The following is a 22,402-nucleotide window of genomic DNA, read 5'->3' on the forward strand; positions in this document are numbered from 1 at the left end:
CCAGAGGCGTTCGAGGCGGCGGTTTTGTCACCGTTCCGTTCCAAGTTCAACGGTCCGCCCGAGGGCCGGCGTCAGCGCCGCTTCACCGCGCCGCCCGCCTTCCATTCCTCCCAGTTCATGTTCCAGCCGCCGAGGCCGTTGTCCGGGGCGACCTTCTTGTCCTTGCTGTTGACGACCTCCACGACGTCGCCGACGAGGCTGCGGTCGAAGAACCAGCCCGCCGGGGTGTCCGCGCCGCCGCCCTTCACGTCGCGCAGGCCGACACAGCCGTGGCTGACGTTGCTGCTGCCGAAGACGTCGGGCTCGGCCCAGTAGTTGCCGTGCAGGAACGTGCCGGAGCTGGTCAGGCGGATGGCGTGCGGGACGTCGGGGATGTCGTACTCGCCGCCGAAGCCGACCGTGCGGCTGTTCATGCGGGTGACCTCGAGCATCTCGGTGATCACCATCTTGCCGTTGTACGTGGGCGTCTTCCGCGCCCCCGCCGTGATCGGCACGGTGGTCAGCAGCTCGCCGTCCCGCCGCACCCGCATGGTGTGCCGGGCGGCGTCCACCACCGAGACCTGGCTGCGGCCGACGGTGAAGGTGAAGGTGCGCCGCTGGAGGCCGTAGACGCCGGGCGCTCCCTCGACGTCGCGCAGGTCCAGGTCGACGGTGACCTCGGTGCCCGGCTTCCAGTAGCGCTCGGGGCGGAAGTCCAGGCGGGAGTCGCCGAACCAGTGCGGGCGGATCTCCACGGCCGGGCGGGCGGTGACGCGGACGGCGCGTTCGACGGCCGCGCGGTGCGCGATCTTCCGGTTGAACTCCAGGGAGACGATCATGCCGGTGCCGACGGTGGAGCGGTCCTCGGGGGCGACGTAGCCGATGAAGCGTTCCTCCGGGACATACGTGGTGAAGGTGGTGTGCCGGGCGGAACGGCGGCCTTCGCCGTCCACGGCCACCGCGTCGACGGTGTACTTCGCGGCCAGCGCCAGCCGCTCGTCGTCGGGCTTCCAGGTCAGCCCGTCGGCGGAGATCCGCCCGGGGACCGGCGACTCCCGGGCGTCCTGCGACGCGACGACCCTCACCGACTCCAGCCGCCCGTCCGGCACCCGCACCCGCAGCGGGGCGCCGGGGCGTACGTCCTTGCTGCCGTCGTCCGGCACCACCCGGATGACGTCCCCGCGGCCCGGGGGCCCGAACGCCCCGGCGACGGGACCGTCCGCGGTACACCCGGCGGCTCCGGTCAGCAGTCCTGCCCATGTCACTACGACGGCCAACGCGGCCCTCGCGCGCCGTGCGCGCCCTTGTACGTGCCTCACGGGGTACCCAACGACGGGCCTCGCCTCCGGGAAACGACCATGCCGCCCCCCGGGGAAACGTGAGTGCGAGGCACGCTCTGGGCAGAACAGTGGGAGGACGACGCGCCGGGGAGCCACGGCAGGGCCGACGAACGGGCCGTGCACCCCTGTCCGCCGCCGTCCCCCACGAGCCGCGGGAGGCTGACAGGTGTCCAGCGCAGCCGAGCAGGAGGCGGTGGCCTCGGAGCGGGCCACCGGGGACGGGGGCCCGGCCGCCGTCGTGAACGGCGCGCGGCCGGCCCGGCCGCCCCGGCCCGCGGTGCCCGTGCGTCCGGGCCGGCCGACGCCGCTGGGCGCCCGGTTCCGGACCGGCCCGGACGGCGTGGCGGGGACCAACTTCGCGTTGTGGGCGGGCGGTGCGGAGGGCGTCGAGCTGTGCCTGTTCGACGAGCGGGGCAGGGAGAGCCGAGCCCGGCTCACCGAGCTGACGCACGGGATCTGGCACGGTTTCCTGCCGGGTGTGCTGCCCGGGCAGCGTTACGGCTACCGGGTGCACGGCCGCTGGGACCCGTGGACCGGCGCCCGCTGGAATCCGGCGAAGTTGCTGCTGGATCCGTACGCCCGCGCGGTGGACGGGGACTTCGGTCTGCCGCCGGAGGTGTACGGCCACGTCCGCGACTGGCCCGAGCAGCACGTCGCGGACACCGTGCGCGACGACCGGGACTCCGCGCCGTACGTCCCCAAGGGCGTGGTCGTCCACGACGACGACGACTGGGCGGACGACCACCGGCCGAAGACGCCGTGGGCGGACTCGGTGATCTACGAGCTGCACGTCAGGGGCTTCACGCAGCGGCACCCCGACATCCCCGAGGAACTGCGCGGCACCTACGCCGGTCTCGCGCACCCCGCGGCGGTCGAGCACCTGGTGAAGCTGGGCGTCACGGCGGTGGAACTGCTGCCGGTGCACCAGTTCGCGCACGAGGACCACCTGCTGCGGCGGGGACTGCGCAACTACTGGGGCTACAACTCGATCGGCTACTTCGCCCCGCACTCCGGCTACGCCGCCTCCGGGACGACCGGGCAGCAGGTCGGCGAGTTCAAGCGGATGGTACGGGCCCTGCACGCGGCCGGTATCGAGGTGATCCTCGACGTCGTCTACAACCACACCGCCGAGGCGGGCGAACTGGGCCCCACGCTCTCCCTGAAGGGCATCGACAACCGCGGGTACTACCGCCTCCAGCCCGACGCGCGCAGGTACGCCGACTACACCGGCTGCGGCAACACCCTGCACGTCGTCCAGCCGCACGTGCTGCGGCTGATCACGGACTCCCTGCGCTACTGGGTGACGGAGATGGGCGTCGACGGCTTCCGCTTCGACCTGGCGGCGGCGCTGGCCCGCTCGATGCACGACGTCGACATGCTCTCCCCGTTCCTCGCGGTGATCGCGCAGGATCCGGTGCTGCGCCGGGTGAAGCTGATCGCGGAGCCGTGGGACGTCGGCTCCGGGGGCTATCAGGTGGGCGCCTTCCCCCCGCTGTGGACGGAGTGGAACGACCGGTACCGCGACACCGTGCGGGACTACTGGCGGCACGCCCTGCCGGACGTGCGGGAGATGGGTTACCGGCTGTCCGGGTCGAGCGACCTGTACGCCTGGGGCGGACGGCGGCCGTACGCCTCGGTCAACTTCATCACCGCGCACGACGGGTTCACCCTGCGCGACCTGGTGTCGTACGGACGCAAGCACAACGAGGCGAACGGCGAGGGCAACCGGGACGGCACGGACGACAACCGGTCCTGGAACTGCGGCGCGGAGGGGGAGACGGAGGACGAGGACGTACGGAACCTGCGGCGGCGGCAGGTGCGGAACCTGCTGACCACGCTGCTGCTGTCGACGGGTGTGCCGATGCTGGTCGCCGGCGACGAGATGGGCCGCACCCAGCGCGGCAACAACAACGCCTACTGCCAGGACAACGAGATCGGCTGGGTGGACTGGACCCTGGTGGACGACCCGGACTGGCGGCCCGTCCTCGAGCTGACCTCCCGCCTGATCGCCCTGCGCCACCGGCACCCGGTGCTGCGCCGCCGCGCCTTCTTCTCCGGCCGGGCACACTCCGCGGACGGGCTGCGCGACCTTGCCTGGTTCACCCCGCACGGCCGGGAGATGACGGAGGGCGACTGGTACGCGCCGGCCGCCACGCTCGGCATGTACCTCTCCGGGCGGGACATCCCGGGACGGGACGAGCGGGGGGCGCAGATCCTCGACGACAGCTTCCTGGCCGTCCTGCACGCGGGGGAGGCTCCGGTGGAGTTCGAGCTGCCGGGCCCGCCGTGGGCCGAGCGGTACGAGGTGGTCGTGGACACCGCGCGGGAGGAGCAGGACCGGGCACCGGGCGTGGAGCACCGCGCGGGGACACGCGTCACGGTTGCGGCCAGGTCGGTGCTGCTGCTGCGGGTGCGGACCTGACCGCCGGCGGGGCCGGGGTCAGCCGAGGATGCCCCGGTCGTACGCCACCGCCACCGCCGCCGCGCGGTCCCTGGCGCCGAGCTTGCCGAAGATGTGGGTGAGGTGCGTCTTGACCGTGGCCTCGCTGATGAACAGCTCGCGGGCGATCTCGCGGTTGGAGGTGCCCCTGGCGACCAGGACCAGGACCTCGCGCTCGCGGGCGGAGAGGGGCTCGTTGCCGGGCGTCCGGGGCGCGCGGACGGCGGAGACCAGGCGGGAGGCGACGGCCGGGGACAGCACCGTGCGTCCCCGGGCCGCGGCGCGGACGGCGGTGAACAGTTCCTCGCGGGGCGCGTCCTTCAGCAGGTAGCCGGTGGCACCCGCCTCGATCGCGGGGATCGTGTCGGAGTCGGTGTCGTACGTGGTCAGCACCAGCACCCGCGCGCGGGTGCCCCGGCGGGTCAGTTCCCGGATGGCGTCGACCCCGCCCCCGCCCGGCATCCGCAGGTCCATGAGGATCACGTCCGGGTCGAGGGCGGCGGCCCGCTCCAGCGCCTCCACGCCGTCGGCCGCCTCACCGAGGACGCGGAATCCGGGCGCGGAGTCGAACATGCCGCGCAGACCGTCCCGTACGACGGGATGGTCGTCGACGACGAGGAGGGAGATCACGGCGTCACCGGTCATGGCGGACCAACGGTACGCGAGCCGAGACCGCCGTGCCGGCGCCGGGTTCGGACTCGATCGCGAGCGACCCGGCGATGCGTTCGGCGCGGGCCCGCATGCCGTCGAGGCCGAAGCCGCCGGTGGGGGTCCCCCCGCTCGGGCGGGGCCGGGCGGGGGGAAGGGTGCGCGCGGGGACGGCGAGCGGGTCGAAACCCCGGCCGTCGTCGCGGATGTCGACGCTGACCTCGTCGCCCATGTAGGACAGGGTGACACCGACCCGGGTGGCGGCGGCGTGGCGGGCGGCGTTGGACAGGGCCTCCTGGACGATGCGCAGCAGCGTGGCGGCCACCTCGTCGTGCAGCGGCTCGGCGGTGCCGGTGACGGTGAACCGGGCCCGCACGTCCGTGCGTTCGCCCCACTCCGTGACGGTCTTCCGCAGCGCCTCGGGCAGTTTGTCGTCGGCGAGCGCGACCGGGGAGAGGTTGTGCACGGAGCGGCGGGCCTCGCCGAGGCTGTCGCGGGCCAGGGTGAGGGCCCGGTCCATGTGCGTGCGGCTCAGCGCCGGGTCCTGGGCGCTCGCCGCGACCTGGAGCTGGGCGATGATGCCGGTCAGGCCCTGGGCGAGGGTGTCGTGGATCTCGGCTGCCAGCCGCCGGCGCTCGTCGGCCACGCCGGCCTCCCGCGCCTGGACGAGGAGCTGGGTGTGCAGGGCGGCGTTCTCGTCGAGGGCCTGCTGCAACGCCGTGTTGGTGCGCTCGAGTTCGGCGATGGTCGCGGCCTGGGTACGGGTGCGTTCGTCCTCGCGGGCGGTGAGGTGGCCGAAGACGGCGATCATGCCGAGGTGAACGCAGAGCAGCGCGCCGAACACTCCCCAGCCGAGCGGCCCGCGCGGAGGAAACCCGCCCGACTGGGAACCGGCGACCGTCACGGCGGTGACGAGCAGGCCGGTCTTCAGCAGCCGGGGCGGCAGCAGACGGTCGGCGTCGAAGTAGCCGACGGCGGCGAGAAAGGCGAAGAACGGGTTCAGCCAGCTCAGGACGAAGGCGGCGGCGGCGCGTACGAGGTAGTAGCAGGCGGAGACCGGCGTCCGGCCGGCCCGGGTGCGGGTGAACCATCGGTCCCACCACAGTTGCCACAGCAGGACGGCCGTGACGAGCACGACGGTGGCGTACCGCTCCGCCGTGCTCATGCCGATGATGTCCATGGTCGCGGTGGTGAGCACGGTGCCGACACCCAGCATCGCGTACGGCCCCCAGCGACGAACGGCCGCCCAGCGTTGTTCCACCCCCGCCACGTCCGCCATGGCACCAGTGTGGGTCATGGCGGCCTCACTCCCAGCGGAACCAGCGCGCGGCGGCCGCCGTGAGCAGCAGCGTCCAGGCCGCGAGTACCCCGAGGTGGAGCCCGCCCGGCCAGTCGCCCGCCGCGGCCTCGTTCAGGGCCTGGGCGGCGGCCCCGAACGGGGTCCAGCCGACGATGCCGGCCAGCACGTCCGGCATGGCCTCGACCGGCAGCCACACGCCCGCGCAGAACATCGCGGGAAAGAGCGCGGCCGACCCGACCGCGGTGGCGGTCTTCGTGGTGCGCGACAGGGCGGAGAGCACGGCCCCCAGGGCGAGGGAGCCGAGCAGGGCGAGCAGCAGCGCGAGGAGGTAGCCGAACGGCTGCCGGGGCAGTGTCACGTCGAAGGCGAGCCGGCCGGCCGCGAGGGTGACCGGGGCGGAGAGCAGCGCGGCACCGCCGGACACCAGCATCTGCGCCGTGAGCAGGGCGGCAGGACGCACCGGTGTCGTGGACATACGGCGCAGGATGCCGGTCTCCCGGTAGCCGGTGAGGGTCACCGGCATGGCCTGGAGCCCGCCGACGATCAGCCCGAGGAGGACGGCCACCGGCACATAGGCGTCGACCGGGCGCAGGCCGCCGAGGGAGGGTTCGGGCTCGCGGAAGGCCGGGATGGAACCCAGGATCACCAGCAGCAGGGTGGGGAAGAGCAGGATCCAGAAGATGCCGCCGGGTTCGCGCCGGAAGAGGCGGATCTCGGTCCTGAGTACGGCGGTGTCGAGGACGTCGGTGCTCATGCCGTGGCCTCCGTGAGGTCCAGGAAGGCGTCGTCCAGCGTGGCGTCGGTGACGCGCAGGTGGTGGGCGGTGACGCGGGAGCGGGCGAGGAGGGTGAGGACGGCGTCGACCGTCGCGTCGGTGCCGGACAGCGTGACACGGCCGTCCTTGTGCCGGACCGACGCGAGCTCCGGCAGCGCGGTGAGGTCGTGGTCGTCCAGCGGTGCGGACGGGGTGAAACTGATGACGGTGGCGCCCGCCGAGCGGCGGATCAGTCCGGCCGGGGTGTCCAGGGCGGCGACCCGCCCCTGGTCGATCACCGCGACGCGGTCGCAGAGGCGCTGCGCCTCCTCCATGAAGTGGGTGACGAGGAGGACGGTGACGCCGCCCGCGCGGATGTCCTCGATGAGCTCCCAGGTGTCGCGGCGGGCGCGCGGGTCGAGGCCGGTGGTGAGTTCGTCCAGCACCACGATCCGCGGGTCGCCGATCAGGGCGAGCGCGATGAACAGGCGCTGCCTCTGCCCGCCGGACAGTGTGGCGAACCGGGTGGTCAGCTTCGGTGCGAGGCCGAGCCGTTCGGCGAGCGGGCGCCAGTCGGCGGGGTGCGGGTAGAAGGAGGCGTACAGCTCCAGGGCCTCGCGGACGGTGAGTCCGGGCTGGAGCTCGCTCCGCTGGAGCTGGGCGCCGAGGACGCGGGTGACCTCCCTGTGGTCGGCGACGGGGTCGAGGCCGGTGACGCGGACGCGGCCCGCGTCGGGGACGCGCAGGCCCTCGACACACTCCACGGTGGTGGTCTTCCCGGCTCCGTTCGGGCCGAGGATCCCGAAGATCTCGCCCTCCTCGACGGTGAAGGAGACACCGTCGACGGCCGCACGGCCTCCGTAGGACTTGCGCAGATCGGTGACGTCGATGACGGACATGGCCTCAGCGTCGCCGTGCGGGGGTCACCGGCACATCGGCCGGTGCGCTCGGACCGGCATCGGCCGATCGGCTGATCCGGGTGTACGACCCTCCCCGCGGGCCGCCTTGTGGGCACGGGTCGTAGGACCAGCGGCCGAGGCCGGCCCGGCCGAAACTCGGTGGGCAGTGTCAGTGGTGAACCGTAGGCTCGCTGCTGATGCCCACTACACCTTCTCCCCCGGAATCCCGCTCCGCCGTGCGTACGCTGCTGCGGCTGTGGCCGTATGTGCGGCCCGTGCGGGCGCGGTTGTTCACCGCCGCGCTCATCGCGATCCTCGCCTCCTGCATCGGTCTTGTCATCCCGCTCGTCCTGAAGTGGATGGTGGACGGCCCGATCGCCGACCGGGATCCGGCGGGGGTGTGGCTGGGAGCGCTGTACCTGCTGCTGCTCGGGCTGGCGGAGGCCTTGCTGTTCGGGTTCCGGCGGTGGCTGGTGGCGCGTCCGCTGTCGCACGTCGAGGCGGAGATGCGGGCGGATCTGTACCGGCACCTGCAGCGGCTTCCGGTCGCCTTCCACGACCGGTGGCCGTCGGGGCAGTTGCTGTCCCGGGCCACCACGGATCTGATGCTGCTGCGGATGTTCCTCGCCTTCCCTTTGACGTTCCTGCTGGTCAACGGCGTGACGATCCTTGTCGGCGTGATCATCATGCTGGTGCAGGACTGGACGCTGGGGCTGGTCATCCTGGTGCCGGCCGTGCCGGTGCTGATCACGTGCGTGGTCTTCGAGAAGCGGTACTCCGGGGCGGCGCGGCGGGCGCAGGACCAGGTGGGCGATCTGACGACGGTCGTCGAGGAGAGCGTGCTCGGCATCCGCATCATCAAGGGCTTCGGACGGCACCGCAGTCAGGCGCAAGCGTTCCGGGAGCTGTCGGGGCGGCTGCGGGGGACGGAGCTGCACAAGGCGCGGCTGCTGGCGACGATCCTGGGCGTCATCGTGACGCTGCCCGAGCTCGCCATCGGGGCGGCGCTGGTGCTGGGGGCCGTGCAGGTGGCGGACGGGTCGCTGTCCGCGGGGACGCTGGTGGCGTTCCTGTCCACGGCGCTGGCGCTGCGCTGGCCGGTGGACTCGATCGGGTTCCTGCTGGCGATGAGCCAGGAGGCGGCGACGGCCACGGAACGGTACTTCGAGGTGATGGACGCGGCACCGGAGTCGGGGGTGCGCGGGGGGACGTCGCGCGGCCCGGCGCTGCGGGGTGCCGCCGCGCCCACCCGTGCCGCCCATGGGGGTACCTCCCAGGCCCATCAGGCACTGGGGGAGGCACGGATGCCCGCAGTCGCGAGTGGGCTGCGGTTCGAGAACGTCAGCTTCCGGTATCCCGATGCCCCGTCCGACTCCCTGCCCGTACTGCACCGCATCGATCTGCACATCCGCCCCGGTGAGTCCCTCGCCCTCGTCGGCGCCACCGGCAGCGGCAAGACCACGCTCACCGCACTCGTGCCCCGGCTGCACGAGGTCACCGAGGGGCGCATCACCCTCAACGGCGCGGACATCGCCGAGATGTCCCGCGAGGAGCTGCGCTCCCGCGTCGCCGTCGCCTTCGAGGAACCCACCCTCTTCTCGGCGAGCGTCGGGGAGAACGTGCTGATGGGCGGCGGAACCGGCGAGGAGGACCTCGGCCGGGCGCTCGCCGTGGCGCAGGCCGACTTCGCGCACGCGCTGCCCCAGGGCGTGGACACCCAGGTCGGCGAGCAGGGACTCAGCCTCTCCGGCGGGCAGCGGCAGCGGCTCGCGCTGGCCCGCGCCGTGGTCGGACGCCCCGACTTCCTGGTCCTGGACGACCCCCTGTCCGCGCTCGACGTGCACACCGAGGCGGCGGTGGAGGCCGCCCTGCGCCGGGTGCTCGCGGACACCACGGCCCTCATCGTGGCGCACCGCCCGTCCACGGTCCTGCTCGCCGACCGGGTCGCCCTGCTCTCGGGCGGCCGGATCACCGCGGTCGGCACGCATCACGAACTGCTGCGCACCAGCCCCGAGTACGCCCACCTCATGTCCGGCGCCCCGGCGGGGGAACAGGAGGACCAGCGATGACGGCGGCCACCACCGCACCCGTCCGGGACGAGGACGACGACCGGGCGCCGGCGTCCGGGGACCCCTTCGACCAGGACCGGCTGCCCACTCCCCCGGGCGCCACCGGCACGCTGCTGCGTTCGCTGCTCGCGCCCATGCGGGGCAGGGTCGCCGTCACCGCGCTGTTGCTGCTGCTCCAGCAGGCCGCGGTGCAGGCCGGCCCGCTGCTGGTGGCGTACGCGATCGACCGGGCCGTACCCGCGTTCCGCGGCGACGACAACGGGCCGCTGATCGCGGTGGCGGTGGGCTACCTGCTCTGCGCGACGGCGGCCGGCGCGCTGCAGTACGCGTTCGTCAACGCCTCCGCCCGGGTCAGCCAGGACGTGCTGCTCGACCTGCGCGGCCGCATCTTCCGCCACGCGCAGGAACTCAGCGTCGACTTCCACGAGCGCTACACCTCGGGCCGGCTCATCTCCCGCTCCACCACCGACGTCGAGTCGCTGCGCGAGCTGCTGGAGGAGGGCCTGCAGGAACTGGTGATGGTCGTCCTGTCGGCCGTCTACATCTCGGTGCTGCTGCTCTGGCTGGACCTGGGCCTCGGCGCGGTGGCGGTGGCGTCCTTCGTGCCGCTGTACCTGCTCGTACGGTCGTACCGGCGGCGGGCGGGACGGGTGTACCGGAAGCGGTCGACGGCCATCGCCACGGTGATCGTGAAGTTCGTCGAGACGATGAACGGGATCCGGCCGGTGCGCGCCTTCCGCCGGGAGGCGGCGAACGACGCCGACTTCGCGGTGCTGAACCGGCGGCACGAGCGGACCAACGGCGACGCGCTGCTGGAAATGGCCCGCTATGTCGTCGGCTCCCGGATCACCGCCAACACCACCGTCGCGCTGATCGTGCTGTGGGGTGCCCACCGGGTGGCGGACGGGTCGCTGGAGCTCGGTGTGCTGGCGGCGGCGGTGCTGTACCTGCGACGGCTCTACGACCCGATCGACCGGCTGGGCATGTTCCTCAACTCCTACCAGTCGGCGGCGGCCTCGCTGGAGAAGATCGCCGGCCTGCTGGCGCAGACCCCTTCCGTCCCCGAGCCGCCGGCTCCCCGGGAGCTTCCCGGGCGGCGCGCCGGGCTCCCCGGCCGCGACGTCGTCTTCGACGACGTCCGGTTCGCCTACCGCACCGGCGGCGAGGTGCTCCCCCGCTTCGGTCTCACCCTCCCGGCCGGGCAGACCGTGGCGGTCGTCGGCTCGACCGGCGCGGGCAAGTCGACACTGGCCAAGCTGCTCGCCCGGTTCTACGACCCCTCGGACGGCCGGGTGCTGCTCGACGGCGTTGACCTGCGCGACCTGACGGGACGCGATCTGCGGCGCGAGGTGGTGATGGTGACGCAGGAGGCGTTCCTGTTCTCCGGAACGGTCGCCGAGAACATCGCGATCGGACGGCCGGACGCCACACGCGAGGAGATCGAGCAGGCGGCCAAGGAGATCGGCGCGCACGACTTCATCGCCGCCCTCCCCGACGGCTACGACACCGACGTGCGCAAGCGGGGCGGCCGCATCTCGGCGGGCCAGCGCCAACTGGTCGCCTTCGCACGGGCGTTGCTGGCCGACCCGGCGGTCCTCATCCTGGACGAGGCGACCAGCTCCCTGGACATCCCCGGCGAACGGGCGGTGCAGCGCGCGATGGCGACGGTGCTGAAGGGACGTACGGCGGTGGTGATCGCCCACCGCCTGTCGACCGTGGAGATCGCCGACCGGGTCCTGGTCATGGAGCACGGGCGCATCGTCGAGGACGGCAGCCCGGCCGAACTCATCGACCGCACGGGCCGGTTCGCGGACCTGCACCGTGCCTGGCGGGACAGTCTCGCGTAGGGGACGGGCGGGGAACAGGGGGAGGGTCGAGCGGATGATCGACGCGTACGAGGATCCCGGCACGCCCGACTGCCGGGGCGGGGCCCGGTATCTGTGGTGGCTGGTGCTGCGGCAGCCGGGGCGGTGTGCGGCGGGGGCGGTGTTCGGCAGTGTGTGGATGGTGCTGCTGGCGGCGACGCCGTACCTGATGTCACGGGCGGTGGACGACGGTCTGGAGCCGGGTGACATGGGGGCGCTGGCGCTCTGGACCGGGGCCCTGGTCGTGGTGAACGGGTTCAACTCCTGGCTGAGCATCATGCGGCACCGCACGATGACGCGGGTGCGGATGGACGCCAACTTCCGCACGGTGAAGGTGGTCGTGGGGCACACGGTGCGGCTGGGTGCCTCGCTGGAGCGGCGGACCGGGGCCGGGGAGGTCGTCACCATCGGGGTGGGCGACGTGCAGATGATCGCCACGTCGCTCACGGCCGTCGGGCCGGGGATCGGCGCGGTCGTGGCCTACGCGGTGGTGGCGGGGCTGCTGCTGTCGGTGTCGCCGTTGCTGGCGGTGGTGGTGCTGCTCGGTGTGCCGGTCATCGGCCTCGCCGTGGGGCCGCTGGCGGGGCGGTTGCAGGGCACGGAGACGGAGTACCGGGAGCGGCAGGGCGTGCTGACCGCGCGGATCGGTGATCTGGCGGGCGGGCTGCGGGTGCTGAGCGGGCTCGGCGGGAAGAACCTGGTCGCCGACGCGTTCCGCCGCGACTCGGGGCGGCTGCGGGAGCAGGGGTACCGCGTCGGGGCGGTGACCAGCTGGATGCAGGCGCTCGCCGCGGGACTGCCGGCGCTGTTCCTCGCGGGGGTGACCTGGATCGCGGCGCGGCTGGCCGCGCAGGGGCAGATCAGCGTGGGCGAGCTGGTGTCGGTGTACGGCTATGTCGCCGTCCTGGTGTGGCCGGTGATGTTCCTCATCGAGTGCGGCTACCAGCTGAGCCGGGGTGTGGTGGCCGCCCGGCGGGTGGCGGCGCTGCTGCGGCTGGAGCCGCCGGCCGACGACGCCACCGCCGAGGCGCCGGCCGGGCCCTCCGTGCTGTACGACCCGGAGTCCGGTGTGCGGGTGCTGCCGGGCCGGCTGACCGCGCTCACCGCCGCCCACCCGGCCGACGCGCTCGCCGTGGTGGACCGGCTCGGGCGCTACACGCCGTCGGAGGCGACCTGGGGCGGAATCCGGCTGGACGGGATCGCGCTCGCGCGGGTGCGGGAGCGGATCCTGGTCGCGGACCCGGAGGCCGATCTGTTCGCAGGTCCGCTGCGGGAGGTGGTGGCCGGTCGCGGGGAGCCGTCCGACGAGGAGGTGCTGCACGCGCTGCACGCGGCCGCCGCCGACGACATCGTGCAGGGTCTGCCCGACGGACTCTGCTCGGCCGTGTCCGCGCAGGGGCGCAGTCTCTCCGGCGGTCAGCGGCAACGGGTGCGGCTGGCGCGGGCGTTGCTGGCCGATCCGGAGGTGCTGCTGGCCGTCGAGCCGACCTCGGCGCTCGACGCGCACACCGAGGCGACGGCCGCCGCCCGGCTGCGCGCGGCCCGTGAGGGACGCACGACCGTGCTGGCCACCACCTCGCCGCTGGTCCTCGACCGGGTCGACCAGGTGCACTTCCTGGCCGACGGCAAGGTGGTGGCGACCGGAAGCCACCGCGAACTGCTCGACACGGAGCCCGCCTACCGGGAGCTGGTGGCGAGGGACGCCGACGAGACCGTCACCGAGGAGGTCGTGGGATGAACGGGGAGCGGCTTCCCCTCGCCGAGCCCTCCGATGTGCGCCGGGCGGCCGCGGAACTGGTGCGGGCGGACGGGCGGGCCTTCGCCGGCGTACTGGCGCTGAACGGGCTGGCGGCCGTGGCGGGACTGGCCGGGCCCTGGCTGCTGGGGCGGATCATCGACGAGGTGCGCGGCGGGGGCGGCGTGGCGGTGGTGGACCGGCTGGCGCCGGTGATCCTGCTGTGCGCCGTCACGCAGTTGCTGCTGTCCCGCTGGGCCCGGTACGTGGGGCACCGCTTCGGGGAGCGGACGCTGGCCCGGGTGCGGGAGCGGTTCGTGGACCGGGCGCTGGCGCTGCCGTCGTCGGTGGTGGAGCGGGCGGGCACGGGTGACCTGACGGCGCGGGGCACGGCGGACGTGACCGCCGTGGGCACGACGCTGCGCGACGCCGGTCCCGCGCTGCTGGTCAACGCGGTGCAGTCGCTGTTCGTGATGGTCGCGGTGCTGGTGGTGGACCCGCTGCTGGGGGTCCTCGGGCTGCTCGGGCTGACGCCGATCTGGCTCGTGCTGCGCTGGTACCTGCGCCGGGCCCGCGACGCCTATCTCGCCGAGGGCGCCGCGAACTCGGACGTGGCGGAGATCGTCGCGGCGACGGCGTCGGGGGCCCGCACGGTGGAGGCCTTCCGGCTTCAGGAGCGGCGGATCCGGGCGAGCCGGGACGCGCTGGACACCTCCCGGCGCACCCGGTTCCACACGCTGTTCCTGCGCACGGTGTTCTTCCCGGTGGTCGAGGTGTCGTACATCGTGCCGGTGGCCGGGGTGCTGCTGCTCGGCGGATGGCTGCACCACGAGGGCACCGTGAGCCTCGGGGCGGTGGTGGCGACCTCCCTGTACCTGCTGCAGCTGAGCGGCCCGCTGGACGAGGTGCTGATGCGGCTGGAGCAGTTGCAGAGCAGCGGTGCCTCGTTCGCCCGGGTGGAGGGGCTGGCCCGGGCTCCGCGCACGGCGGAGCGGGGCGACAGCCCGGATCCGGCCGGTGACCGCATCGACGTGACCGGCGTGCGGTACGCCTACGAGGGGGGCGGCGAGGTGCTGCGCGGGGTCGATCTGACGGTGACACCGGGTGAGCGGCTGGCGATGGTGGGGCCGTCCGGTGCGGGGAAGACCACGCTGAGCCGGCTGCTGGCGGGCGTGGACGCGCCGACCGCGGGGTCGGTGACCGTGGGCGGGGTGCCGGTGTCCGGTCTCGACCCGGAGCGGCTGCGGCGGCAGGTGGTGCTGGTCACCCAGGAGCACCACGTGTTCCTCGGTTCGGTCCGCGACAATCTGCGGATCGCCGAACCGGCCGCCGGGGACGAGCAGTTGTGGGCCGCGCTGGCCGTGGTCGGCGCCGAGGCGTGGGTGCGGGAGCTGCCGGAGGGGCTGGACACGGAGCTGGGCGAGGGCGGCCACGCCACGGACGGCCCGCAGGCGCAGCAACTGGCGCTGGCGCGCGTGGTGCTGGCCGACCCGCACACGCTGATCCTGGACGAGGCCACCGCCCTGCTCGATCCGGCGACCGCCCGGCACACCGAGCGTGCGCTGGCCGCCGTCCTGGAGGGCCGTACGGTCATCGCCGTCGCCCACCGGCTGCACACCGCGCACGACGCGGACCGTGTGGCCGTCATGGAGGACGGCCGGCTGACCGAACTCGGCGCGCACGACGAACTGGTGGCCGCGGACGGGGCGTACGCGGCGCTGTGGCGTTCCTGGCACGGCGACCGGCCCGCCACCGCGCCGTAGCCGTCCCCGGGCGCGCCCGGGCGGAGGAGTCGTCGCCGCCGGCCGTGGCCGGCGGGGCGGCGCGCGCCGGAACGGGGCGGGCACCCCGGGGGCCTCGGCCGGCGCGTCACCGCCGCGGCCCGTGCCGTTCCGCGGGCCGCGGGCGGGGCCCGGTTTCGTCGATGTCACGCGTCCCGGCCCCGCGGGCGGCCGGCCGTCGCCTTTCCGCACCGCGCCCCGGCTGTTCGTATACCGAACCTGAACTCCCGGACAACGAACGATTTCCGGCCAATGTTTTGACGCGCTCCTGACAGCAACCGCGATCCCCTGCCACTCTTCCCACGGCCGCTCCACAGCAACCCCACAGCGTCACCCCACCGTTGCGCGGCGGCCACAGCTCAGAGCACTTCCGTTCTGCCCGGACGGCTCACCAGCCGACCGGTCTCCCCAGGCCGCGCGACCCGCGGCCACGCAGAAGGAGTCAGCGTTGAGAACCAGGTCGTCCCACAGACGCACCCCCCACACCGCGCACCGCCGCGCCGCCGCCGTCGCCCTCGCCGGGGTGGCCGCGCTGATCGCCACGGCCGTGCAGTCCGGCAGCGCCGCCGCCGCGCCCGAGCAGGCGCCGGCGGCCGCCGCCGAGGCGAAGCCGGGTGCCGAGTCGGTCAGGCTCACCCCCGCCCAGCGCGCCGCGCTGATCCGAGAGGCGAACGCCACCAAGGCGGAGACCGCCAAGGACCTCGGTCTGGGCGCGAAGGAGAAGCTCGTCGTCCGTGACGTCCTCAAGGACCGCGACGGCACCGTCCACGTCCGCTACGAGCGCACCTACGACGGTCTGCCCGTCCTCGGCGGCGACCTGGTCGTCCAGGGAGACACGGCCGGCGAGGCCGACTCCGTCGTGAAGGCCACCCGGGCCGCGGTGAAGCCCGCGACCACCACCGCGAAGGTGCCGGCCGCCGAGGCCGAGCAGCAGGCCCTGTCCGCGGCGAAGGCCGAGGAGGCCAAGGGCGCCGACGTCGACCGCGCCCCGCGCAAGGTGATCTGGGCGGCCGGGGGCAAGCCGGTCGTGGCGTACGAGACGGTCGTCGGCGGCCTCCAGCACGACGGCACCCCGCAGGAGCTGCACGTCGTCACCGACGCCACCACGGGCGAGAAGCTGTACGAGTGGCAGGCCGTGCAGAACGGGACCGGCCACACCGTCTACAGCGGCACCGTCGACCTGACGACCACGCAGTCCGGGTCGTCGTACAACCTCACCGACGGGGCGCGCGGCGGGCACAAGACGTACAACCTCAACCGCGGCACCTCCGGCACCGGCACCCTGTTCTCCGGCTCCGACGACGTGTGGGGCAACGGCAGCCCGTCCAACCTGGAGTCGGCCGCCGCCGACGCCCACTACGGGGCCGCGCTGACCTGGGACTACTACAAGAACGTGCACGGCCGCAGCGGCATCCGCGGTGACGGCGTGGGCGCCTACTCCCGGGTCCACTACGGCAACAACTACGTCAACGCGTTCTGGTCGGACAGCTGCTTCTGCATGACGTACGGCGACGGCTCGGGCAACGCCAACCCGCTGACCTCGATCGACGTGGCCGCGCACGAGATGACCCACGGTCTCACCTCGAACACGGCCGGCCTCAACTACAGCGGCGAGTCCGGCGGCCTCAACGAGGCGACCAGCGACATCTTCGGCGCGACGGTCGAGTTCTACGCCAACAACTCCTCCGACGTCGGTGACTACCTCATCGGCGAGGAGATCGACATCAACGGCGACGGCACGCCGCTGCGCTACATGGACAAGCCGAGCAAGGACGGCGCGTCCAAGGACAGCTGGTACTCCGGCATCGGCTCGATCGACGTGCACTACTCGTCCGGCCCCGCCAACCACTTCTTCTACCTGCTGAGCGAGGGCAGCGGCACCAAGACCATCAACGGTGTCACCTACAACTCGCCCACCTCGGACGGCCTCCCGGTCACCGGCATCGGCCGCGCCAAGGCGGAGAAGATCTGGTTCCGCGCGCTGACCACGAAGTTCACCTCCACCACCAACTACGCGGGCGCCCGCACCGGCACCCTGGCGGCGACCGGTGAGCTGTACGGCACGGACAGCGCCGAGTACAAGGCGGTGCAGGACGCCTGGGCGGGCATCAACGTGGGCACGCGCTCCGGCGGCGGCGGCGGTGGCGGTACGTCCTTCGAGAACACCGCCGACGTGTCGATCCCGGACGCCGGCTCCGCGGTGACCTCCTCGATCACGGTCTCCGGGCGGACGGGCAACGCGCCCTCCAACCTCCAGGTCGCGGTGGACATCGTGCACACCTGGAGCGGTGACCTGGTCGTCGACCTGGTGGCCCCGGACGGCACGGTCTACAACCTGAGGAACCGCACCGGCGGCTCCGCGGACAACATCAACGAGACCTACACGGTCAACGCCTCCTCCGAGGCCGCCAACGGCACCTGGAAGCTGCGGGTGCAGGACGTGGCGCGGTACGACACCGGCTACATCAGCGGCTGGAAGCTCACCTTCCCGTAAACCGGGAGCGAGTGACGCGAGCGGCGCCCCGCCTTTCTCCATGGCGTGGGCGCCGCCCTACTCTTGGGTCCCATGTCTTCGGCGGACTTCACCTACGACCACGTCGGCGCGACCCGGGATCCCGGTTTCTGCCCTCCCGGCTTCCACCCCATGGAGGTGCGCACCCGGCTCGGCGAGGGCGAGGCGGTATTCCGGCAGGCGGCGGAGGCGCTGCTCACCTGGGAACTGCACCGGGAGCTGGGGGTCGGCATCGAGACCTCCGCCGAGCGGGCGGCACCGGACGTCGACGTCACCGTCACCCTCGCCGGGGTGGTCAGGGCGCCCTGTCGGGTGGTGTGGACGGTGGAGGAGCACCGCAGGGCCGGCTGGGCGTACGGCACGCTGGCCGGACATCCGGAGAGCGGCGAGGAGTCCTTCGTGGTGGACCGCACGGGCGACGGAACGGTGTGGCTGACCGTCGCAGCGTTCAGCAGGCCCGCCCGCTGGTACTCCCGTGCGGGCGGCCCGGCCACCCGCGGCCTCCAGCACGCCTACGCCCGCCGCTGCGGCAAGGTCCTGCGCCGCCTGGCCACCCGGGGCGTCGAGACGGACTGACGCGCCCCGGGCACCTGCGGCCTCCGCGGCCCGCGGACGGGCTCACCGGGCGCGGGGGCGGGTCCCACCCGGGCCGCCCCCGGGGGTGTCTCCCAGGCCCTTCGGGCACTGGGGGAGGCACGACCGCCCGCGGGCCGGGCGGCCGGGGGCGGCGTCACCGCATCAGCAGTCCCGCCGCCTCCACCACGTCCTCCGACGGCACCGCCAGCAGGCCCAGCTCCGCGCCGGAGGCGAGCAGTCGGTGGCTGGGCAGAATGCGGACCGTGTAGCCGAAGGGGCCGGTACGGTCCAGGGAGAGCGGGCCCTCGTACACCCAGCGGCCCTCCTGGTCGGGCGTGCCCGCCGGTTTGAGCGGCACGGCCGCCGCGTCGGTGATGCGGTCCTCCTCGTCCACCCGCCCGGAGACCGCCTGCACCTCGACGTCCTCCGGCTTCAGGTCGCCGAGGCCGACCCGCACCCGCAGCCCGAGCGTGGTGCCGAGTTCCGCGGTGGCCGCCGTCACGGACGTCTCGACATGGTCGACGGTCACGCCGTGCCAGGCGCCGCGCACCCTCGCCTTCCACGCGGCGAGTGCCCGCGCGGAGTCCGGGTCCATCGCGCGGTGCGCGTGGGCGGCGGGCGCGTACAGGCGCTCGACGTACTCCCGGACCATGCGGCCGGCCAGCACCTTCGGGCCGAGCAGGCTCAGCGTCCGGCGCACCATCTCGATCCAGCGGTCCGGCAGCCCGCTCCGCCCCCGCTCGTAGAAGGCCCGCGTCACCCGCTCCTCCAGCAGGTCGTACAGCGCCGCGGCCTCTATGTCGTCGCGCCGGTCCGGATCGGTTCCCGCGCCGTCCGCCGTGGGGATGGCCCAGCCGAAGTCGGGCTGGAACCACTCGTCCCACCAGCCGTCGAGGACGGACAGGTTGAGGCAGCCGTTGAGCGCGGCCTTCATCCCGCTGGTGCCGCACGCCTCCAGCGGCCTGAGCGGGTTGTTCAGCCAGATGTCGCAGCCGGGGTAGAGCTTCTGCGCCATCGCCATGCCGTAGTCGGGCAGGAACACGATCCGGTGCCGCACGCGCGGGTCGTCGGCGAACCGGACGAGCTCCTGGATGAGCCGCTTGCCGCCGTCGTCCGCCGGGTGCGCCTTGCCCGCGATCACGATCTGCACCGGCCGCTCGGGGTGCAGCAGCAGTTCCATCAGCCGGTCCCGGTCGCGCAGCATCAGCGTCAGCCGCTTGTACGACGGGACGCGCCGGGCGAAGCCGATGGTCAGCACGTCCGGGTCGAGCACCCCGTCGATCCAGCCCAGCTCGGCCGTCCCGGCGCCGCGCTGCCGCCAGGAGGCGCGCAGCCGCTCGCGCACCTCCAGCACCAGCAGTTCGCGCAGGGACCGCCGCAGGTCCCAGATGTCCTGGTCGGCGATGTCGGCAACGGAGTCCCAGCGGTCGGAGTCGCCGACGCTCAGCGCCTCCTCGGCGCGCTGGGCACCGATCTGCCGGGCGCCGAGCCGGAACACCTCGGGGGCGACCCAGGTGGGCGCGTGCACCCCGTTGGTCACGGAGGTGATCGGCACCTCGTCGGGGTCGAAGCCGGGCCAGAGCCCGGAGAACATCTCCCGGCTGACGTGGCCGTGCAGCAGGGAGACGCCGTTGGCGCGCTGTGCGAGACGCAGGCCCATCACGGCCATGTTGAACAGGTTGGGCTCGCCGCCGGGGTAGGTCTCCATGCCCAGCCGGAGGATGCGGTCGACCTCCATGTTCGGCAGCTCGGCGTGCGGACCGAAGTGGCGGGCGACCAGTTCGCGGTCGAAGCGGTCGATGCCGGCCGGGACGGGGGTGTGGGTGGTGAACACGGTCCCCGCGCGGACCGCCTCGAGCGCCGCGTCGAAGTCCAGCCCGTGGGCGCGCAGTTCGGCGATGCGCTCCAGGCCGAGGAAGCCGGCGTGCCCCTCGTTGGTGTGGAACACCTCGGGTTCGGCGTGTCCGGTGAGCCCGCAGTACGTGCGCACCGCCCGGACCCCTCCTATGCCGAGCAGCATCTCCTGGAGCAGCCGGTGCTCGCTGCCGCCGCCGTAGAGCCGGTCGGTCACACCGCGTTCGCCGAGGTCGTTCTCCTCGACGTCGGAGTCCAGCAGGAGCAGCGGGATCCTGCCCACCTGGGCCACCCAGATCCGGGCGCGCAGCGAGCGGTCGCCGGGCAGGGCGAGGGTGATCTGGGCGGGGGTGCCGTCGGCCTCCTTGAGCTGCTCCAGGGGCAGCTCGTTGGGGTCGAGCACGGGGTAGTGCTCCTGCTGCCAGCCGTCCCGGGACAGGGACTGGTGGAAGTAGCCGTGCCGGTAGAGCAGGCCGACGCCGACGAGGGGGACGCCGAGGTCGCTGGCCGCCTTGAGATGGTCGCCGGCCAGGATGCCCAGACCGCCGGAGTACTGCGGCAGGGCGGCCGTGATGCCGAACTCCGGGGAGAAGTAGGCGATGGCGGCGGGCAGGCGGTCGGTCTGGGCCTGGTACCAGCGGTCACCGGTCATATAGGTGTGCAGATCGGCCGTGACCGCGTCGAGACGGTTCAGGAAGTCACGGTCCCCGGCCAGCTCAGTGAGCCGCTCGGTCGCCACGCTGCCCAGCAGCCGTACGGGGTCGCGGCCGGCGGCTGCCCAGCGTTCGGGGTCGACGGAGCGGAACAGGTCACGGGTCCCGGTGTGCCAGGACCAGCGCAGGTTGCGGGCCAGATCGCTCAGGGGCCGGAGAGGTTCGGGGAGCACGGGTCGGACGGTGAATCGACGGATCGCCTTCACAAGCCACCTCGGCGCGTTCGTGAGAGACGCGGTGTGCGTCCGGGCATCGCTGCCGACAGTACCGGCGCGGGCACCGTCCGCGCGGGAAGCCGGAGGACTCGGGTACCTCCCTGCCGTTACCCAAACGATTCACCTCAATGCGGATATGGCCGGATCCTCACCCGTGATCCGGTTCGGCCGCCGCGGGCAACGGCAACACGTCGGCCGCGCTCCGCTCGCCGGCGGGTGGGCGGTGGGCAGTCCGGCGCGGTCGGCGCGTCCACCGGCAGGACAAGAAACCGGCCTTTTCCCCCTGTGGCTCGGCGCCCGGTCCGGTCGTCGCGGGGGTGTCGGTCACCCCGGCCTCCGCCATGGGCGCCGGCGCGTGGATCGCCGGCCCGAGCGCACCGGCGGCGTCCCCGTTCCCGGCCTGAGCGGCGGCTCCGGATCCGCCGGGCACCGCCGCACGACGCCGGCCCGAGCGTCGAACGCCCTGCTCAGGGGGTGGTGTGCGGGACGGCGGCACGTCGCGAGGGCCCGGTTCGCGTGCGGCGCGGCACCCCCGCGGGACGCCGGACGCCGACCGGCCGGAGTCGATCCGGCCACGGCGGGAACGAGCCAACGGGAGGGGCTTCGGGACCGGCTCCCGTGCCGCGCGGACGGGGCCGGTCTTGAGTGTCGACATACGCGTGAGTAGTTAACAAAGTGCCGGATTGCCCACCCGAACAGTGTGGGAAGGCTCCTGCGGGTACACCCCACAGAAACCCCGCAGGACCCACCTCCCCACAGTCATCCGCCCACCCACGTTGACGCGGACAGGAGCGGTCATGCCCGCCAAGCACCACTCGTCATCACCCCCGACGCCCGGCGCCCCGGCGCCCGTGGACCGCGGAGCCGGGGCTCCTCCAGGCCGCCGCGCCGAGACGGGACCCCCACCGTCCCCCGCCCGGTCCTCCGCGCCACCCCCCGCCGGTCCCCCGACCGCCGTGGGGCGCATACCCGTGCTCGACGTCCGCCCGATGGTCCGGCAGGGGCGCCGGCCCGCGAAGGCGGTGACCGGTGAGACGTTCGAGGTCTCGGCCACCGTGTTCCGGGAGGGGCACGACGCGGTGGCCGCCAACGTGGTGCTGAAGGACCCCGGGGGGCGTCCGGGGCCGTTCACGCCGATGCGGGAGCTGGCACCCGGCACGGACCGGTGGGGGGCGGCCGTCACCGCCGGGGAGCCCGGGCTGTGGACGTACACCGTGGAGGCGTGGGGCGATCCGGTCACCACCTGGCGGCACCACGCGCGGATCAAGATCCCGGCCGGCATGGACACCGAGGTCGTCCTCGAGGAGGGCGCCCGGCTGCACGAGCGTGCGGCGGCCGGAGTGCCCGATTCCGAGCCGAGAGGCGTTCTGCTCGCCGCCGTGGACGCCCTGCGCGACGGGAGCCGTCCGGCGGCGTCCCGGCTGGCGGCGGCGTTGACGCCGGAGGTGGACGCGGTGCTGGCCGCGCATCCACTGCGGGAGCTGGTCACCAGCAGTGAACCGCTGCCGCTGCTGGTCGAGCGGGAGCGGGCCCTGTACGGCTCCTGGTACGAGTTCTTCCCCCGCTCCGAGGGCACCCCCGCCCGGCCGCACGGCACCTTCGACACCGCCGCCCGCCGCCTGCCCGCGATCGCCGCGATGGGCTTCGACGTCGTCTACCTCCCGCCCATCCACCCCATCGGCACCACCTTCCGCAAAGGCCCCAACAACACCCTCAACGCCG

The 22,402-nt window shown here is 73.4% G+C and carries 14 protein-coding genes; 8 read left to right on the forward strand and 6 right to left on the reverse strand.

Annotation, left to right across the window (positions count from 1 at the left end; genetic code table 11):
- Positions 1-71: 71 nt before the first annotated feature.
- The gene (locus tag F1615_RS18255; protein ID WP_149550038.1) at positions 72-1,298 is read right to left on the reverse strand and encodes a L,D-transpeptidase; all 1,227 of its coding nucleotides are present in this window, start codon (positions 1,296-1,298) and stop codon (positions 72-74) included.
- A 187-nt stretch (positions 1,299-1,485) separates the two neighbouring features.
- Here F1615_RS18255 and glgX point away from each other — a divergent pair, with 187 nt between their 5' ends.
- Positions 1,486-3,741, forward strand: coding sequence for a glycogen debranching protein GlgX (gene glgX / locus F1615_RS18260; RefSeq protein WP_149550039.1), 2,256 nt, complete (start codon positions 1,486-1,488; stop codon positions 3,739-3,741).
- 18 nt (positions 3,742-3,759) lie between these two features.
- Here the strand turns inward: glgX and F1615_RS18265 are convergent, their stop codons facing one another.
- The 4 genes from F1615_RS18265 to F1615_RS18280 are packed head-to-tail and all read right to left on the reverse strand — an operon-like array spanning position 3,760 to position 7,360.
- The gene (locus tag F1615_RS18265) at positions 3,760-4,404 is read right to left on the reverse strand and encodes a response regulator (protein WP_149550040.1); all 645 of its coding nucleotides are present in this window, start codon (positions 4,402-4,404) and stop codon (positions 3,760-3,762) included.
- The gene (locus F1615_RS18270) at positions 4,394-5,704 is read right to left on the reverse strand and encodes a sensor histidine kinase (RefSeq protein ID WP_244328780.1); all 1,311 of its coding nucleotides are present in this window, start codon (positions 5,702-5,704) and stop codon (positions 4,394-4,396) included. The genes F1615_RS18265 and F1615_RS18270 overlap by 11 nt, the downstream gene beginning before the upstream one ends.
- Before the next feature lie 7 nt (positions 5,705-5,711).
- A complete protein-coding gene (locus F1615_RS18275; protein WP_149550041.1) occupies positions 5,712-6,461 on the reverse strand; it encodes an ABC transporter permease in 750 nt (249 codons plus the stop codon).
- Positions 6,458-7,360 (reverse strand): ABC transporter ATP-binding protein, encoded by a 903-nt coding sequence (locus F1615_RS18280; protein ID WP_149550042.1) that lies wholly within the window; start codon positions 7,358-7,360, stop codon positions 6,458-6,460. Before F1615_RS18280 ends, F1615_RS18275 begins: the two co-directional genes overlap by 4 nt.
- Before the next feature lie 197 nt (positions 7,361-7,557).
- On the opposite strand from F1615_RS18280, the gene F1615_RS18285 reads away from it, so the two are divergent.
- From F1615_RS18285 to F1615_RS18310, 6 genes are all read left to right on the forward strand, one after another.
- Positions 7,558-9,429, forward strand: a complete 1,872-nt coding sequence (locus tag F1615_RS18285) for an ABC transporter ATP-binding protein (RefSeq protein WP_149550043.1) — start codon at positions 7,558-7,560, stop codon at positions 9,427-9,429.
- Positions 9,426-11,276 (forward strand): ABC transporter ATP-binding protein, encoded by a 1,851-nt coding sequence (locus F1615_RS18290; protein WP_149550044.1) that lies wholly within the window; start codon positions 9,426-9,428, stop codon positions 11,274-11,276. The genes F1615_RS18285 and F1615_RS18290 overlap by 4 nt, the downstream gene beginning before the upstream one ends.
- A 34-nt stretch (positions 11,277-11,310) precedes the next feature.
- Positions 11,311-13,032: an ABC transporter transmembrane domain-containing protein gene (locus F1615_RS18295; RefSeq protein WP_149550045.1), complete on the forward strand. Its 1,722-nt coding sequence runs from the start codon at positions 11,311-11,313 to the stop codon at positions 13,030-13,032.
- Positions 13,029-14,792 carry an ABC transporter ATP-binding protein gene (locus F1615_RS18300; RefSeq protein WP_149550046.1) on the forward strand — a complete coding sequence of 588 codons (1,764 nt, stop codon included), beginning with the start codon at positions 13,029-13,031 and terminating at the stop codon, positions 14,790-14,792. The genes F1615_RS18295 and F1615_RS18300 overlap by 4 nt, the downstream gene beginning before the upstream one ends.
- Before the next feature lie 466 nt (positions 14,793-15,258).
- Positions 15,259-17,304, forward strand: a complete 2,046-nt coding sequence (locus F1615_RS18305; protein WP_149550047.1) for a M4 family metallopeptidase — start codon at positions 15,259-15,261, stop codon at positions 17,302-17,304.
- Positions 17,305-17,376: 72 nt separating this feature from the next.
- Positions 17,377-17,898 (forward strand): DUF1990 family protein, encoded by a 522-nt coding sequence (locus F1615_RS18310; RefSeq protein WP_149550048.1) that lies wholly within the window; start codon positions 17,377-17,379, stop codon positions 17,896-17,898.
- A gap of 154 nt (positions 17,899-18,052) precedes the next feature.
- Here F1615_RS18310 and F1615_RS18315 read toward each other — a convergent pair whose 3' ends face one another.
- Positions 18,053-20,671 (reverse strand): glycosyltransferase family 1 protein, encoded by a 2,619-nt coding sequence (locus F1615_RS18315; RefSeq protein WP_149550049.1) that lies wholly within the window; start codon positions 20,669-20,671, stop codon positions 18,053-18,055.
- Positions 20,672-21,477: 806 nt separating this feature from the next.
- Between F1615_RS18315 and F1615_RS18320 the strand changes: the two genes are divergently transcribed.
- Positions 21,478-22,402 (forward strand): maltotransferase domain-containing protein (locus F1615_RS18320; protein WP_149550050.1); only part of this gene is annotated, 925 nt, incomplete at its 3' end.

The sequence above is a fragment of the Streptomyces marokkonensis genome (genome assembly GCF_008312835.1).
Taxonomy (GTDB): Bacteria; Actinomycetota; Actinomycetes; order Streptomycetales; family Streptomycetaceae; genus Streptomyces; species Streptomyces marokkonensis_A.